The organism is Flavobacterium sp. KMS (assembly GCF_000813005.1).
Taxonomy (GTDB): Bacteria; Bacteroidota; Bacteroidia; order Flavobacteriales; family Flavobacteriaceae; genus Flavobacterium.
Window position 1 is genome coordinate 99,420 of sequence record NZ_JSYP01000001.1, and the last position, 15,821, is coordinate 115,240.

The 15,821-nt window shown below is 31.2% G+C and carries 18 protein-coding genes; 16 read left to right on the plus strand and 2 right to left on the minus strand.

Annotated elements, in window-relative coordinates:
• The first annotated feature begins 181 nt into the window (after nt 1–181).
• Complete coding sequence (locus tag OA93_RS00425) at nt 182–1,015, plus strand: hypothetical protein (RefSeq protein ID WP_039111115.1); 834 nt, start codon at nt 182–184, stop codon at nt 1,013–1,015.
• Nucleotides 1,012–1,482 (plus strand): Panacea domain-containing protein, encoded by a 471-nt coding sequence (locus OA93_RS00430; RefSeq protein WP_039111116.1) that lies wholly within the window; start codon nt 1,012–1,014, stop codon nt 1,480–1,482. Before OA93_RS00425 ends, OA93_RS00430 begins: the two co-directional genes overlap by 4 nt.
• A 623-nt stretch (nt 1,483–2,105) precedes the next feature.
• Here the strand turns inward: OA93_RS00430 and OA93_RS25495 are convergent.
• A complete protein-coding gene (locus OA93_RS25495) occupies nt 2,106–2,867 on the minus strand; it encodes a PKD domain-containing protein (protein WP_082001742.1) in 762 nt (253 codons plus the stop codon).
• Between the two features lie 156 nt (nt 2,868–3,023).
• Complete coding sequence (locus tag OA93_RS00440) at nt 3,024–3,365, minus strand: hypothetical protein (protein ID WP_039111118.1); 342 nt, start codon at nt 3,363–3,365, stop codon at nt 3,024–3,026.
• A gap of 116 nt (nt 3,366–3,481) precedes the next feature.
• On the opposite strand from OA93_RS00440, the gene OA93_RS00445 reads away from it, so the two are divergent.
• The 14 genes from OA93_RS00445 to OA93_RS00510 all read left to right on the plus strand — a co-directional run bounded on the left by OA93_RS00445 (nt 3,482) and on the right by OA93_RS00510 (nt 15,396).
• Nucleotides 3,482–3,727 (plus strand): helix-turn-helix transcriptional regulator, encoded by a 246-nt coding sequence (locus tag OA93_RS00445; RefSeq protein WP_131474437.1) that lies wholly within the window; start codon nt 3,482–3,484, stop codon nt 3,725–3,727.
• A gap of 119 nt (nt 3,728–3,846) precedes the next feature.
• The gene (locus OA93_RS00450) at nt 3,847–4,395 is read left to right on the plus strand and encodes a hypothetical protein (RefSeq protein ID WP_039111120.1); all 549 of its coding nucleotides are present in this window, start codon (nt 3,847–3,849) and stop codon (nt 4,393–4,395) included.
• A gap of 129 nt (nt 4,396–4,524) precedes the next feature.
• Complete coding sequence (locus OA93_RS23980) at nt 4,525–4,962, plus strand: ankyrin repeat domain-containing protein (protein WP_052259324.1); 438 nt, start codon at nt 4,525–4,527, stop codon at nt 4,960–4,962.
• A 67-nt stretch (nt 4,963–5,029) separates the two neighbouring features.
• A complete protein-coding gene (locus tag OA93_RS00460) occupies nt 5,030–6,103 on the plus strand; it encodes a serine hydrolase domain-containing protein (RefSeq protein WP_052259325.1) in 1,074 nt (357 codons plus the stop codon).
• A gap of 186 nt (nt 6,104–6,289) precedes the next feature.
• Nucleotides 6,290–6,718 (plus strand): copper resistance protein NlpE N-terminal domain-containing protein, encoded by a 429-nt coding sequence (locus OA93_RS00465; RefSeq protein WP_039111121.1) that lies wholly within the window; start codon nt 6,290–6,292, stop codon nt 6,716–6,718.
• Between the two features lie 80 nt (nt 6,719–6,798).
• Complete coding sequence (locus OA93_RS00470) at nt 6,799–7,266, plus strand: hypothetical protein (protein ID WP_039111122.1); 468 nt, start codon at nt 6,799–6,801, stop codon at nt 7,264–7,266.
• Nucleotide 7,267: 1 nt separating this feature from the next.
• On the plus strand, nt 7,268–7,426 hold the full coding sequence (locus OA93_RS24970; protein WP_165572080.1) for a hypothetical protein: 159 nt from the start codon (nt 7,268–7,270) through the stop codon (nt 7,424–7,426).
• 203 nt (nt 7,427–7,629) lie between these two features.
• Nucleotides 7,630–8,154, plus strand: coding sequence for a GNAT family N-acetyltransferase (locus OA93_RS00475; RefSeq protein WP_039111123.1), 525 nt, complete (start codon nt 7,630–7,632; stop codon nt 8,152–8,154).
• Between the two features lie 208 nt (nt 8,155–8,362).
• Nucleotides 8,363–9,442, plus strand: a complete 1,080-nt coding sequence (locus OA93_RS00485; RefSeq protein WP_039111125.1) for an acyltransferase — start codon at nt 8,363–8,365, stop codon at nt 9,440–9,442.
• A 276-nt stretch (nt 9,443–9,718) separates the two neighbouring features.
• Entirely contained in the window at nt 9,719–10,204 is a 486-nt protein-coding gene (locus OA93_RS00490; protein ID WP_039111126.1) for a hypothetical protein, read from the plus strand.
• 20 nt (nt 10,205–10,224) lie between these two features.
• Entirely contained in the window at nt 10,225–10,956 is a 732-nt protein-coding gene (locus OA93_RS00495; protein ID WP_039111127.1) for a hypothetical protein, read from the plus strand.
• Nucleotides 10,957–11,174: 218 nt separating this feature from the next.
• Nucleotides 11,175–12,029: a methyltransferase domain-containing protein gene (locus OA93_RS23985; RefSeq protein WP_052259326.1), complete on the plus strand. Its 855-nt coding sequence runs from the start codon at nt 11,175–11,177 to the stop codon at nt 12,027–12,029.
• Between the two features lie 320 nt (nt 12,030–12,349).
• Entirely contained in the window at nt 12,350–14,653 is a 2,304-nt protein-coding gene (locus OA93_RS00505; protein WP_039111128.1) for a type IA DNA topoisomerase, read from the plus strand.
• Nucleotides 14,654–14,919: 266 nt separating this feature from the next.
• On the plus strand, nt 14,920–15,396 hold the full coding sequence (locus OA93_RS00510; RefSeq protein WP_039111129.1) for a DUF6265 family protein: 477 nt from the start codon (nt 14,920–14,922) through the stop codon (nt 15,394–15,396).
• Nucleotides 15,397–15,821: the final 425 nt, after the last annotated feature.

A 15,821-nucleotide genomic window follows, 5' to 3' on the forward strand; every position in this document is an offset into this window, starting at 1 on the left:
ACATTAAAAATATCATTTGCGATTTCTTATAAAACCTTTTAATAGATATATAGTTTTTTTAAATCTATACCTACTGCAATAGTTTTATATATTTGAGAGAACAACAAATCCTTTACGAAATAACATCAATCTAAATAAACAAATGAGATTGTAGAAACATTTTTAACAGTAAAACACATAAATGAGAAACTTTCTTAAGAATTCAATTGATATTTTATTTGACAAATCACTTATCGTATCAGGTTTATGCCTTATAATTTTAACAGCAGTTGACATATCGAATATAAATGAATGGAAAGCCAACTTTTTTGGAATAAACGATTTTCAATATGGCAGAATTATTTATTACTTAACTATGATTTTCGCTTTCATATTTGGAATAATCTCTGTGTTAAGTGGAAAAGAAATTTCTAAACTTGAAAAAGATAATAATGAAAAAAGTATAAAGATTAATGATCTAGAGAGTAAATTAAATGAAGTAGTCAATGAAACAAATGAATTATTTAATTCGTATTTAAAATTACTAGTTAAAAATTTAGGTTTTACTCACAAAGAACGAATAAGCGTATACAAAGTTTATCAAAATAGATTTAAATTAATAGGCAGAACATCTGTTGACCCCATTTTAATGGAAATAGGGAGATCAGAATATCCCCTTAATGAAGGCTTTATAGGAAAAGGATGGAGAGAAGGTGAATATTTCATTAATGATTTACCTGAAATCACTACTGGAAGAAATGGTTTGAATAATTATTACAATAGAGTGAATTCAATACATCCTATTCCAAGAGATGTAATAGAAAACATGAAAATGAGATCAAGAACTTTTTTTATTTATAGAATTAACGGTTATGATGGTAACCCTAGAGCAGTATTAGTTTTTGAAAGCTTAAATGAAAACTCATTTGCTAAAGAATTTATAATAGATAAATTAAATGGCGTAAAGCAACCTTTAGTCATGTTTATTGAGAAAAATAATGGTATCTTAATCACTGAAAACTTATTAGGTATATGAAAAATCTAGAAACCTTAATTAGATATATTCTATTACACTATCCTAATCCTTTAGAATTATCAAAACCAAGATTAGTAAAACTAATCTACCTAATAGATTGGAGATATACAATTGAAACTGGTTCTCAGTACACCAACATAAATTGGATATATAATCATTACGGTCCCTATGTTAATGATATAATTAATTTAATGAAAGAAGAAAAAGGAATTTTTAAAGTGGAAAGCTATCGAAATAGCTACGAAGGAGTTACAGATAAATTCACATTAATAGATAAATCAGAGGTAGATTTTGAAATTATTATTAAGAACATTACTGATAAATTTATAGACTATACATATAAACTAACTTGGTCTGATTTCATTAATTTAGTTTACTCATCTTACCCTGTAAAAAACAACTTAAAATACAGCTCATTAGATCTACCTAAATTAGCTAAAGAATTCAATAAAAATACTCAAAAGTAGTCACGAGCGGGACGCCCTCTCTGCGAAGTGTTCCTTATTAAAAATTCACAATAGCTGTACGAAGTCTCGCGACTTCGTCCCAGATGGAACGTATATATCTTCACGTTCGATAGCGCGGATTTCCAATCCGAACTCACAACAGTGAGATACATTATAAAATAACAATACTGAATATTTAACCTTTAAAATTTTATAACTATGAGCAATCAAAGACCACCCAACGGACCAAGTACAACAGGAAACCCATCAGGACCAGGAAGAGGAAACAACCCTCCAAGTTCCCCTTCTAGACCCTCAGCACCAAAACCTTCTAAATAGCCTCAGCTCTCCGAAGTATTCCTTTTTTAAATATCGGAATAACTGTGCGAAGTCTTCGGACTTCGTACAGCATTCTAAATTTTAATGATTTGCCTTTCAAGAATGCTTATTCTGCATCAGCCTTCAAATAAATCTTATGCAAATCATCTAATAATTCCATTTCTTCCTCTGGCAAAAGCTGCAAAGCAATTCCTAGCAAAGTCATTACATTTGTACACAGATGCGCGGATAATCTCAAAAAACAAAGGTTCTTAATTAATATAATTAAGAACCTTTTGTTTATAATAGAAAACCGTTAAGCTATTCTATTGCCAAGTTACGTCTAATATTAATGTAACATTTTGACTTTCTAGGAATGGGATTGGGTTGTTAGGGACATAATTTAGAGTAATTGTTTTAGGGTATGCATTTACACCAGTAGTATAATCTTTCATTATAGCAAACATACTCCCGCCAATTGTATTACCAGACCATCCTTCAATTTTACTGATTGAAAATTCATATTCTAACGAAAGATCCTTAATTACTTTTGGTTCAGTTAGAGTCCAAGAAAAAGGCAATTGTGTTTTTGAAATATTTTTAAAAATTTCAGAACTTACTTGATCCATATAAGTTTCTTTATCAACAATATGAAATCTAATATACGCAGTATCGTAGCTATTAGCATCTGCATCCATAAATGGCATTTTAACTATCGTTACCTTTGTTATTTTAACACTAGTAGCAACTGGTTGCGCTGCAATAATTACGGTATTTGTTGTTGTAGCCGTACCTCCCGCTCCTGTTGCGGTTAATTTTACTAAATACGTACCAGCAGCAGTATAGGAATGACTTGGGCTTTTTTCTAATGAAGTAGTTTTATCTCCAAAATCCCATAAATAATTAGTTGCGTTTGTAGATTTATTCTCAAATAATATCGTTTTAGGTGCCGTTACTTCAGCCTTGAATAAAAAATCAGCAGTAGGCAATGTTGCTGGTTCTTCTTTTGGCATCTCATTGTCTGAAGAGCAACTTAAAAAGAATATAAAAAATAAAGCGGTAATTGATTGTAAAGTTTTTTTCATCATAGTTAATTAATTTAATAAGTATTCTCACAAAGAAATAAAATAAAATCAACTTATATAATAAAAAACAATTTTTATTATAAAGAGCTATTTACTCACTCTACAAAGTCTTTTAATCGCTTTGCTTAATGCAATTCAAAACTATTCAGTTTTATAAAATCATTTAGAGAAGGTTACATTAGACTTCAAATGAATCTTATGCAAATCATCCAATAACTCCATTTCTTCCTCTGGCAGAAGTTGCAAAGCAATTTCAAGCAAAGTCATTACATTAATATCAGCATTAGTTGTAAGATTTGACAAATTCTCCGTTTTAAGTATCAAAATACTTGCTTTAAGCAAATCCGAAACCATAAGATTAAGTTCATCATAACAAGATACTTTTAGTGTTACACTAAACGAGTTATCAATACTGTTCTCTGGTTTTAGTTTTGTGAAATATTTTCCTTTATTCATTAATTCTAACAATTCTGCGGCTGATTCTTTATGTTCTATTTCCATTATTGAATTGGATTATGTTTTACTAATTGAAAAACAAAACTACAAAATATTCGGTTGTAAACAATCGATTTTTTACAATCAAACAAAAACAATCTATTACTTGTAATTTCATCTTCATGAAAAGAACAAGAAAAAGTGAGGTTCCTGAAGTTGTAATACAATTAGGAATCAGAATAAAAAATATAATAGAAGACAATCAACTCAAACAAAGAGAGGTTGCTCATGATGCCGAACTGGATGTAGAAAACTTAAGAAAGTACATCAAAGGTTCTCAAGAAATGAAAATAAGTACTTTGTTTAAAATTGCTCAATCTTTAAAAATAGATCCAAGCGATTTAATTAAAGATTTACAACCTAAATAATACAGACTTCTTTCAATCTGATAAAATAAAAGCTACAAGAAAATATTTTTGTAGCTTTTTAACATTTATAAAGAGAAAAAATCAATCTTTGTAAGTAATCACATTTTTGAAAAAAATCAATGAAAAAAATCATAGGAATCATTTTAGGATTGTTAATAATTGTAATTGCTTATAATTACGTCACTGATTTTCTATGTAAATGCGAAATTAAATGCAAAAATTGCCCTAAGACATCCGAAAATATTAAATTTTCAAAAGAATCTGGATTTTACATTGGTAATTATAAGCCTACATTAGATACAATCAAACTAAAAAACTACAACGAAAAAATTATCATAACAAATGTTTGGATTGAACAATCTTGGCTAATAAATACTGATGATTGCAAATCTCCTAAACGCGAAAAAATCGAAGGATATAATGTGATTCTTGAATTCAAAAAAACTAATAAAGATTTCATTTTTAATTTAATGCCTTTAACAGAAGATAAATTTGGTAAAAGATCATTTGGACTTAATGAAAATAAAAAAGAGATGCATTTTGAAAATTTGCCAAATAAATTAGAAATAATTGTGACAGAACGAAATCCAAACGAAAATATTGGCTGGACAAAAAGTATTATAACTGACACATTAGTATTTAATTTAACAAATAAAAAAGAACAATAATGATGTAATACACTCAGATATCCTATTTTAACCTTGATTTATAAAGTCTTTCACTCCATACAATGATTCACAAATAATAACCAAGAAACCAAACATTAACCAACACTTACAAACCTCAAAACCATTTCGATGAAGAAATTATTACTTTTATTTTTATTAGGATTTTCAATAAGCACGTATTCTCAGGAATCAGGAGAAAAACTTTTTAAAGCCATTTTTGACCATAATTTAGATGCTGTAAAAGCTATTGTCGAAAAAGATAAATCGCAGGCTAATTATATCCGAAAAATAAACGAATCCTTTTATATCCCTGTATTAATGCAAGCTGTAATGAATGATGAGTATGAAATCTCAAAATTCTTGATAGAAAATGGTGCTGATATTAATAAAACTGATGGTTTTAAAATGTCTTGTTTAATGTGGGCAGCAGCAAACCAAAACATAGAGCTAACAAAATTATTATTAAATAAAGGTGCCGATAAAAACATCAAAGATGATAACGGAATGACAGCTTTAAAAGCGGCAGAAGAAACAAAGAATAACGAAATCATTCAACTTCTAAAATAGTTTCTTCCCTCCGCAAACAATCAGTTTTAAAACCATAAAAGACTAACCAAATAAACCAACCAAAACCATGAAAAAAAAACTGTTTTTACTATCATTTTTTGCCCTTAGCAATTCCATTCATTCTCAATCAGACGAAGTCGATCTTGCAATAAAAGAACTAATGCAAAAAAATAAAATTGTGGGTTTACAATTGGCAGTAATCAAAAACAATAAAATCGTTAAAAAAAATCATTATGGTTTAGCGAGTATTCAGGATTCCATACGTGTTGACAATAAAACTGTTTTTAGCATTAATTCGATGGCGAAAGCTTTTACGGGTGTTGCCATTATGCAATTGGTAGAAAAGGGTAAATTAAAACTAGAAGATCCTATTTCTAAATATCTGGACAGTCTGCCAAACTCCTGGAAAAACATTACCGTAAAACAAATAGCAACCCACACATCTGGAGTTCCTGATATTTGGGAATCGCCAGAACATATGTTGTCTGAAGACAGTAAAACTTTATTCAAAAAGATAACAGAATTACCTGTGGTTTTTCAGCCCGGAGAAGATCGAAGATACAATCAAACAAATTACATGCTGCTTGGAATGATTATCGAAAAAATAAGCGGAAAATCGTATGAGCAATTCCTTGTAGAAAATCAATTTGAAATAGCGGGTATGAAAAATACCATCAAAGCTGGTTTAGGAGATTATTATAAAATAGTGAATCACTCAGCCAGACCTTATTCTTATTTTAGAAATGGTAGTTTAACCAATGTTTACGAAGTGATCCCAACAAATTTATATCCAGCAGCAAGTATATATTCTACCGCAACCGAAATGGCAAAATGGGTTATTGCTTTACAAAACAACACTTTACTTAAAGCCGAAACGCTAAAAACACTTTGGACTCCTACTCTATTGAACAATGGAAAAAAACCAGGTTCAGTCGATTCTACCAACGGAACCGCAATTGGTTTTGATACTAATTTAAGAGATAAAAACCCTGTAATTACTGCTTTAGGCGGGGCTAGAAACGCTTTATATATTTATCCGAAAGATGATGTTTCAGTAGTTATTTTGACCAATTTACAAGGAGGACATCCACAACGTTTTATAGAAGATATTGCAAATTTATATCTAACGGATAATAAATAAAGGACATAATGATGACTCTTGGCGTGAGCAGTCATTAAGCTAAGCAATAATTTTAAAATGCTTTAAGATTTTTGATTTCAGATATATGAAACCTCTTAAAAACAGGCTTTTTTTATGTATTAACACCAAATCAAAATAATGCGATAACATAAACAATCCATTTTTAACACCAATAAAACCAAACCAATGAAACTATTAATTACCACCTTACTTTTAATTTTCAACCTGACATTATTCGCACAATCGACTCCGTTCGTTGGCGATTATAATCGTACACTTAGTGAAGAAGGAAAACATGAAATCGAATATAAACTAACCTTAAATCAAGACGGAACTTTCTTGTTTCATTCCTATTCAAAAATTAAAGGCGGAAATCCTCCAGAAGTAGATAAATACGGAAAAGGAAAATGGAATGCAAAAGACAATGTAATCACTTTTTCTTCAGATAAAAAAGAAGACTTTGATGAAAAATATACGTTAGATTTTAATAATTCTAAAGCTAGATTTATAACCAAAAATCCTAGAGATAAAACAGATCAGGTAATTAAAACAAAACTTACGTTTCTAGAATCAGGAATTTTCTGGATCAAAAAACTTGATGTTTTTAAAGTATAAAAATCTCAAAATCGAACAAATTATTTTGTAAGTAAATATTTATAAAAAATAATGTATTTTTGCGATACTAATTTTTAATAATGAATATTCCAAAATATGATTTGCTTACAAACACAGATTCAACTCTCTTCAGATTTGAAAGTATTGGAACTAGTGGCGAAATATCTAAAGGCATTGCTTATACAAAGACAAAAAATAAAACATTATACAATTTAGGTTTTGGAGATTTAATTTTTGACCCAGCCCAAAATAGATATATCATTGATGATTTAGCTGTAAGTGATAATGGAGATAGAAATGTAGTTCTAGCTACTGTTGCCAAATCTGCTTATACATTTTCCGAAATATATCCAGACAGAAATATTTTTATTAGAGGTAGTACTAAAGCAAGAACACGATTATACAGAAGAGCTATATCGCTAAATCTTAAAGAATTGTCTGAAACATTTCATATCTTTGGTGCAATGGAAGATGAAAATGGAGATATTTTTGATGTTCCTTTTGATTCAAACGGTGATTTTTACGGATTTATTATTAAAAGAAAATAGTATGAAAACACTAATTAAAAATACTGCAGTTATTAAAAAAGCAAAAGTAAATTCTACGGTAAAAATAGATGTAGAATTAGATAAAATAAAAAATATAAAATTTACATCTAATAAACCTGAAGAAATAAGTAAAGTTGAATTTAAATTAAGTTTCAAATAAATTGTTCTGCCATAAAAAACTATGCATATTACAAATTAATTAAACCGCTGCAAGAGTGTTCTTGTAGCGGTTTTTATTTATGAATTTTATTTAAATCTCCGCTCTGCGAAGTCTCCCGACTTCGTAGAGGATCAAGCTTCAAAAACATATTTAAAATGGTTTATAAACTATAAACAAGCTCAAATAACATCAGTTAAATAAAAATGGATATAACTTATAGAAAAGGAACTAAAACTGATTTAAAAGGCTTAAAAAAATTGGCTGTAAAATCTTGGGGACAATTTGAGAAAAACTTAACAACCGAAAACTGGGGAAATTTATCTGATACCTTGATGGATGATAGTACCTATACCGAATTACTTGATAAATCGCATTGCATAGTAAGCACGACAGACAAAAACGAAATAGTAGGAATGGCGTTTTTAGTTCCTAAAGGCAACCCAACTGATATTTATGACAAAGAATGGTCTTATATCCGTTTCGTAACCGTCGACCCAACCTTTGGAGGGCAAGGAATTGGAAAGAAACTAACAACCTTATGTATTAACATTGCACAACAGAACAATGAAAAAGTTATTGCCCTTCATACTTCGGAGATTATGGATAAAGCAAGGCATATTTATGAAAGTTTAGGATTTAAAATTTTAAAAGAAATAGACCAACGACTCGGAAAACGATATTGGTTATATAAACTTGACCTAAATGAAATTGATAAATCAGTAAAATAATACTCCGCTTTTTAAAGTCACAACTGCTGCAATTTTCACTTTCGTGAAAATGTAAGGAATCGAAGTTAAAACACACCACAAAAAAGCTACAAGAAAATAATTTCTGTAGCTTTTTTTATAAACAGAAAAAATCAATCTTTGTGGAAAGAGATTGTAAATTCTTATTATTGAGTTCATACCACATTATTAAAATACCACACTATTAACCATGACAAAACCAGAAACCAACGTTTTAAAACCAAAACAACATTTTGAAATCCTTGATGGATTAAGAGGAATAGCCGCAGTGGCAATAGTAATTTTCCATTTTATGGAAATAGTTTATCCTCCCAACGAAAACTTCATCGCTCACGGATTTCTAGCCGTCGATTTTTTCTTTTGTCTCTCTGGGTTTGTTATTGCTTATGCGTATCATGACCGAATTGATAAAATGAAAATTACCGATTTTTTCACATTAAGACTTATCAGGTTACATCCTTTGGTTATTTTTGGTTCAGTGTTAGGATTGTTGGCTTTCCTATTCGATCCTTTTGGCAGTCAATCTGGAACCTACGAAACAAGCAAGCTGATTTTGATATTTCTGGCTTCCGTTTTCCTTATTCCTTTCCCCGTAATGGCAGATCGTTATTTTAATCTATTTGGTTTAAATGCACCAGGTTGGTCTCTGTTTTGGGAATATGTAGCCAATATTCTATATGCTCTTTTCCTATATAAATTAAGCCGTCGTTCCCTGTTTTTACTAACCATTTTTGCCGCAGCAGGAATCTGTTTTGTCAGTCATCGTGCGGGAGGTTCGTTAATGGGCGGATGGAGCGGAGAAAACTTTTGGGATGGATGTGCTCGTATTTCGTATTCCTTTTTGGCAGGAATGCTTATTTATCGTTCTAATTGGATTATTAAATCAAAACTAGGATTCATAGGTTTATCCGTATTACTACTTCTAGCCTTTTTAGTACCGTTTTCAAGCTGGAATTGGCTTACAGAACCTATCGTTGTATTACTCTATTTCCCTTTATTAATCGTATTAGGAGCTGGAGCAACGCTGGCACCAGTATTCAAAAAACTATGCATCTTCTTCGGGAAAATATCATATCCTTTATACATGACGCATTATGCCGTAATGTGGATGTTTGCAGGCTATTACACAAAATACAAACCAGATACAAGCCAACTGACTTTTATTATAATCATAGGAACAATTCTTCTGGTGGGTATCGCCTATCTTACAATGGTTTTGTATGATATTCCGGTTCGAAAATATCTAACAGATAGAAGAAAAAAAGAGTAATTTTAGAAACCGATTGTTAACTTAAAACGTTCTCACTTTTAAAACCTTAAGGAGCTATTTCCTGTCGTCCACTGTATCTTTTCCTGGCTAAAGAAGCCAGAAAAAGGATGCCGTTCCCATCAGGGCTAGGTCTTCGATTTTCATCAGAATATTTTTTGCAATATTATCGGCAGAACATACCAAAACGTCAAGACAGAATAAAACAATTTCTAAAGACTTTGAAACTTTTCGCCTTCACGAAAACATTACAATGCTAAACTCAATTATAAATAAAAAATGAAACTATTTCCAACAAGCGATTACACTTTCAAAATAATTGGAGAAGAAACTAATGCCCTTGATCGTTTACAACGAAGAACAGAATTTTCTGAAAGCTTGACTTCAAAAATAACCGACAAATCATTTCGCGGAATCGTTAAAAATAATACATTTAGAATAATCTCATCAGAAATTGGAAAAGGCGCTTTTTGTGTTTTAACAGGAGAAATTAAGAACCAAAACGGACAAGTACATGTAGAAATAAATAAAGCCTTCCGAATTATATTAAGTATATTTTTATGCTTTCCTTTTTTAGGTATAATTTCTCAAATTATATTTAGTGAAGAAAAATTCACAATCATTTTTATTGTCGTGGCTATTCTTCAAGTAGTTATGATTCGATATTTTTTTATTGAATTAGCTTTCAGAAGATTTTCTAAATCAAGCCTAAATAAATTGAGTGACGTATTAGACATTGAACAGCTTGAAAAAATTAAAGCATAACAAACCATTATAATCTAGAAATGATAAAGATATATAGCTTCCTTATTTTATTCATATTAGCATCTTGCCATCAAAATAAGCAAGCCGCTAAGGCCTTTCAAAAATTAGATAGTAAACCGATAAAAAATGTGGCTGAAAGAAAACCAGATTCTACGCATGAAACATATCCGGTACTAATTGATACGCTAAAAATTGATTTGCAAAAGTTTATTGTTATCCAAAATGACCCTAGAGACGATAAACAAATGAACCTTTCTATATTAAATAGTAAAAAGGATACCATTTATGTGCATGATACTTATGCTACAAATGGCTTTAACTTTGAAGATTTTGATAATAATGGCATTCTAGACATAAGACTTGACCAGATTACTAATGTTGGCGGAATTAGTGAGTTGATTTTTTATGACAAAAACAATAAAATTTTTAAAGCTGTCGAAGACTTTTCTAATTATCCAAATCCAACTAAAATCAAGAACACAAAATATTGGTATTCTTACCATCGAAGCGGATGTGCTGATATAAACTGGGGAAGTGAATTATTTAAGATTGAAAACTTTAAAGTAATCAAGATTGGAGAAATTGAAGGAATTGGATGTGAAGAAGAAAAAGAAAATGGCATATTCATTTATAAAACAAAAGGAGATTCGAGAAAAAGAATATACTCTGAAAAAAGAAAACCTGGTTATTACAGCGACAAATGGGATTATATAGAGAACTATTGGAATAAAAACTACAAGAAGTTTGAATAAAAAAACCGATCTACTTTCCAGCAATACAAAAACTAAACACCTACAAACAAATACGTTAATACAAAATAAAGATATAAAAACCATCCATTCCCATCAATATTTTCGTTATTAATTTCTATATTTGATAGAATAATGCATTCTTTTTATAAAGAGTAATACCACACTTATTAGCGTAAACTTCAGTTCAATTTATTCAGTAATTAATACCTCACTAAATAATGAAAACATTTACCAGTAAAGACATCGAAAATTATTACGACCAAACAGAAGTTCACTATAAATTGCATTGGGAACTAGAAAAATCAATGGGACTTCATTACGGCATATGGGATAAATCGACTAAAACACTTCATGAGTCGATAATCAATACCAACTTTTTACTCATGAAATTTGGTGAAATCAAACCATCAGATTCCGTATTAGATTGTGGTTGTGGCATTGGCGGATCAGCCATATATCTTTCAAAAAAAGTAGGCTGTCAAGTTACTGGTGTAACACTAAGCGCAAAACAAGTTGCTACGGCAAAAAAACTGGCAATAGAAAATTCTGTTGACCAATTAGTGTCTTTTTATCAGCTAAACTATCTTGAAACTGGTTTTGCAGATCAATCTTTTGATAAAATATGGGCAATGGAAAGTTTTGGTTCTTCTTTTGACAAACAACTTTTCTTTAAAGAAATGCAACGAATCTTAAAACCTGGTGGGAAAATCTTGTTTGCCGATACATTTAAACCGTATTCATATGATATCGACCAAGAAATTGATATGCAAATAATGCTTAATGGCTGGGCAATTTCGGATATATTATCTCTCGAAGAATTAACCAAACTAGCACAGGATCATAACTTTGAAACTCCTCAAATAAACGACGTAACAAAAGATGTCAAAAAATCTGTCGAAAGACTGTATTCCCTTTCATTGGCTGGTATGGTAGCATCCAAAATATATAATTTATTCAAAAAAGTAAGTCAATTTTCAAAGGTGCATTATAAGACTGGTATTGCCCAAAAGAAAGCCTATGAAAATGGTAAATGGGGATACTATCTCGTTATGGCAGAAAAGAAAAATGCTTAATATTTTTTTGTGCAATAAATGCTTTTCGAAGTCCGACGCCTATTTACAAATTGTTACGCATAAAATGGAACGCGGATTAAACAGATTCGCTTTCACGAAAACGCGGATAAAAACGGATTTAATGATGTTTAGATAAAAATCCGTAATTAATCCATGTCTTCACAGAGTAAATCTGCTCTAATCTTTTAACAATCTGAGTGAAACAAAAAAATTGCGCCTCTACGATATTTAAAAAGAACCTTTGTGTCTTTGTTCCTAAGAACCCTTGCTCCTTTCTTATAAAAAATCGTTAATTTTGCCTTCAAATAAGAAGGAGAAAAATGAAGGTATGTATTGCTGAAAAACCAAGTGTAGCACGCGAAATCGCATCCGTTTTAGGAGCCAATACCAAACACGATGGGTATTATGAAGGCAACGGATATGCCGTAACGTACACTTTTGGGCATTTATGTACCTTAAAAGAACCTAACGATTACAAACCACACTGGAAAAGCTGGGATTTGAACAACCTACCTATGCTTCCCGAGAAATTTGAAACCAAAGTGGTGGAAAATTCAGGAATCCAGAAACAATTTAAGATTGTAAAAAGTTTATTTGACAAAGCCGAAGTAGTTATAAACTGCGGGGATGCTGGACAAGAAGGAGAGCTCATTCAGCGTTGGGTGATGAATGAAGCCAACTATAAAGGCGAAGTACAACGCTTATGGATATCGTCCTTAACAACCGAAGCCATAAAAGAAGGTTTTGAAAACTTAAAACCATCTGCCAACTACGATAATTTATTTTACGCCGGATTTTCCAGAGCTATTGGCGACTGGTTATTGGGTATGAATGCCACTCGTTTGTACACCGTAAAGCATGGTGGTTACAAACAAGTATTGTCTATTGGTCGGGTACAAACGCCAACACTGGCAATGGTTGTAGATCGCTGGAAAGAAATTGAGAATTTTAAACCCCAACCCTATTGGGAACTACAAACTTTGTATAGAGAAACACTTTTTAGCTATGAAGAAGGACGTTTCTTAAAAAAAGAAGATGGTGAACTCTTAGCCAATAAAGTCAAAAAAAGTGAGTTTGAAATTGTTTCGGTTGAAAAAAAGAACGGAAACGAATTTGCGCCTAAACTATTCGATTTAACAGGTTTACAAGTATATTGCAATACCAAATTTGGATTCTCGGCAGATGAAACGCTTAAAATTGTGCAAACTTTGTACGAACAAAAAGTAGTTACCTATCCCAGAGTTGATACTACATTTTTACCAAATGATATCTATCCAAAAGTACCTGGTATTCTGCAAAATTTAACCAATTATGCTGCATTGACCCAACCACTTTTAGAAAAAAAGATTAAAAAATCGCCTAAGGTTTTCAACGATAAAAAAGTAACGGATCACCACGCAATTATCCCAACTGGCGTACAATCTAATTTGCAATACAATCAGCAGCAAGTCTATGATATTATTACAAGGCGATTTATTGCCGTATTTTATGATGATTGTTTGGTTGCCAATACAACAGTAATAGGAAAAGCAGCCGAAGTGCACTTTAAAACCACAGGAAAAGAAATCTTAAAAAAAGGATTCCGTGTTGTTTTTGAAGATCCTAACGCAAAAGAAAAGGAAGTCGATTTATTACCCAGTTTTGTTGTGGGAGAAAAAGGACCGCACGAACCTTCGTTTTTAGAAAAAGAAACCAAACCACCCAATCAGTTTACAGAGGCAACATTATTACGTGCCATGGAAACCGCAGGAAAACAGGTTGATGATGAAGATTTACGCGAATTGATGAAAGAAAACGGTATCGGACGTCCATCTACCCGAGCTAATATTATCGAAACGCTGTTTAAACGTCAGTATATTGTTCGAAACAAAAAACAGGTTTTACCAACACCTACAGGAATTCAGCTTATTGATACGATTCAGAATGAATTAATAAAATCGGCAGAACTTACGGGTTCTTGGGAGAAACAGTTGAAAGATATCGAAAAAGGAACTTTTACCGCTGGTGCTTTTATTATCAATATGAAACGCATGGTAGAAGCCTTGGTATATGAAGTACGAAGCGAAACCAGACACGCCAATATTTCGCATGCACAAAGTATTCAAAAACAAGTAGCGACAGTCGAGAAAAAGAAAGCTGCAGGAATCTTGGCAGAAACCTGTCCGAAATGTCAAAAAGCAACACTTATAAAAGGAAAATCTGCTTACGGTTGTGGCAATTATAAAGCAGGTTGTGATTTTGTATTGCCTTATACTTTTGCTGACAAGAAAATATCCGAGAACCAATATTTAAGATTAGTCCAAAAAGGATCAACAGTAAATATAAAAGGCTTTAAAACCGATGCTGGTACAGTAGAAGGTTTAATTCGTTTTGAAGAAAATTACAAACTAAAACTAGAACCTAAGAAAGCAACACCAAAAGCAGCTTCAGCAGCGACACCCGACTCATTAATATGCCCTAAATGTAAAAAAGGAACAATTATGAAAGGAAAAACGGCCTATGGTTGTGGCGATTATAAATTGGGTTGTGATTTTAAAGTGACTTTTGATGTAGTTAGAGAAAAACTAAAAGATCAAAAACCTACAAAAGAGTTAGTTTACGCTATTTTACAAGAAAACGTTTAGTTTTTTGCACCAGATTTAAAGGATTAAAAAGATTTTTTCGTCACGATTTTTTTCACGCAGATACTACAGATTTAAGCAGATACTAGCAGATTTATATAATTTTAAATCAAAATTAAATTTGCCCTAATCTGCAAAATCTGCGTGAAACAATAATTCCTTTTAATCCTTTAAATCTGTGACAAGTTTCAAAATAAATTAGTGAAATTTGTGGCTAACTTTTTTTTCATACTTTAGTACTTCCAAATAACATCAAACATAAATACATAATGACTCAAAAAATTACTCTCATACTACTTTTATTGGCTGTTGTTTCTTGTAAAAATGCTGAAGCTCCAGAAAAAGACAAAATAAAAACAGCTGATTGGCTTATCGGAAAATGGGAAAACGTTTCTCCTCAAGGAACCTTAACCGAAACATGGAGCAAAGTAAACGATAGTACTTTTCAAGGGAGTTCTTATTTTATAAAAGGAAAAGATACCATTCATTTTGAATCGATTAAACTACAACAAAAAGGCGAAGACTTAACTTATAACGCTACTGTAAAAGGTCAAAATAATGATCAAGCAGTCGCTTTTGAGTTAACTACTTCGACCGAAAAAGGATTAGTTTTTGAAAATCCAAAACACGATTATCCACAAAAAATTAGCTATACCAAAGACGCAAACAATACTTTAACCGCAGAAATTTCAGGGAAACTGCAAGGAAAATTATCTTCGGAGAAGTTTGTAATGGTTAAGAAGTAGTTTTTTAAGGTTTTAAAAACAGAAATTCAACATTAATAAATACATTTTGAATGTTTCCAACTGACTCCGAATTCTCATTTTTGTATTTAAGCTATATTGTTGTGTTTCTTTATTTTAGTTTAGGTTACTTCTTGACCAAAATAAAAAGCTTCAAACTGAATTTAATAGTCTTTTCAGTCTATACCCTTTTCATGCTTTATATTTTTTCTGATGAAAATAATTTTAAATATGGAGGTTCCTTATCCGTCTTATTTTATGGTTTAGTATTTCTAATACTACACTTAATTATATACGGAATCATCGAACTTGTTAAAGCGCTAAAGAAATGATTTAAGATTTTTGACTAACGATTTTTGATTTCATATGTAAAGAAGATGTTTTTTTTATTTATTCACACGAAATCTGAAATCGTTAGTTAGCATTCA

Coding starts and splice junctions, on each gene's coding strand:
- OA93_RS00425 (WP_039111115.1), top strand. CDS start 182: ATGAGAAACTTTCTTAAGAATTCAATTGATATTTTATTTGACAAATCA.
- OA93_RS00430 (WP_039111116.1), top strand. CDS start 1,012: ATGAAAAATCTAGAAACCTTAATTAGATATATTCTATTACACTATCCT.
- OA93_RS25495 (WP_082001742.1), bottom strand. CDS start 2,867: ATGATGAAAAAAACTTTACAATCAATTACCGCTTTATTTTTTATATTC.
- OA93_RS00440 (WP_039111118.1), bottom strand. CDS start 3,365: ATGGAAATAGAACATAAAGAATCAGCCGCAGAATTGTTAGAATTAATG.
- OA93_RS00445 (WP_131474437.1), top strand. CDS start 3,482: ATGAAAAGAACAAGAAAAAGTGAGGTTCCTGAAGTTGTAATACAATTA.
- OA93_RS00450 (WP_039111120.1), top strand. CDS start 3,847: ATGAAAAAAATCATAGGAATCATTTTAGGATTGTTAATAATTGTAATT.
- OA93_RS23980 (WP_052259324.1), top strand. CDS start 4,525: ATGAAGAAATTATTACTTTTATTTTTATTAGGATTTTCAATAAGCACG.
- OA93_RS00460 (WP_052259325.1), top strand. CDS start 5,030: ATGAAAAAAAAACTGTTTTTACTATCATTTTTTGCCCTTAGCAATTCC.
- OA93_RS00465 (WP_039111121.1), top strand. CDS start 6,290: ATGAAACTATTAATTACCACCTTACTTTTAATTTTCAACCTGACATTA.
- OA93_RS00470 (WP_039111122.1), top strand. CDS start 6,799: ATGAATATTCCAAAATATGATTTGCTTACAAACACAGATTCAACTCTC.
- OA93_RS24970 (WP_165572080.1), top strand. CDS start 7,268: ATGAAAACACTAATTAAAAATACTGCAGTTATTAAAAAAGCAAAAGTA.
- OA93_RS00475 (WP_039111123.1), top strand. CDS start 7,630: ATGGATATAACTTATAGAAAAGGAACTAAAACTGATTTAAAAGGCTTA.
- OA93_RS00485 (WP_039111125.1), top strand. CDS start 8,363: ATGACAAAACCAGAAACCAACGTTTTAAAACCAAAACAACATTTTGAA.
- OA93_RS00490 (WP_039111126.1), top strand. CDS start 9,719: ATGAAACTATTTCCAACAAGCGATTACACTTTCAAAATAATTGGAGAA.
- OA93_RS00495 (WP_039111127.1), top strand. CDS start 10,225: ATGATAAAGATATATAGCTTCCTTATTTTATTCATATTAGCATCTTGC.
- OA93_RS23985 (WP_052259326.1), top strand. CDS start 11,175: ATGAAAACATTTACCAGTAAAGACATCGAAAATTATTACGACCAAACA.
- OA93_RS00505 (WP_039111128.1), top strand. CDS start 12,350: ATGAAGGTATGTATTGCTGAAAAACCAAGTGTAGCACGCGAAATCGCA.
- OA93_RS00510 (WP_039111129.1), top strand. CDS start 14,920: ATGACTCAAAAAATTACTCTCATACTACTTTTATTGGCTGTTGTTTCT.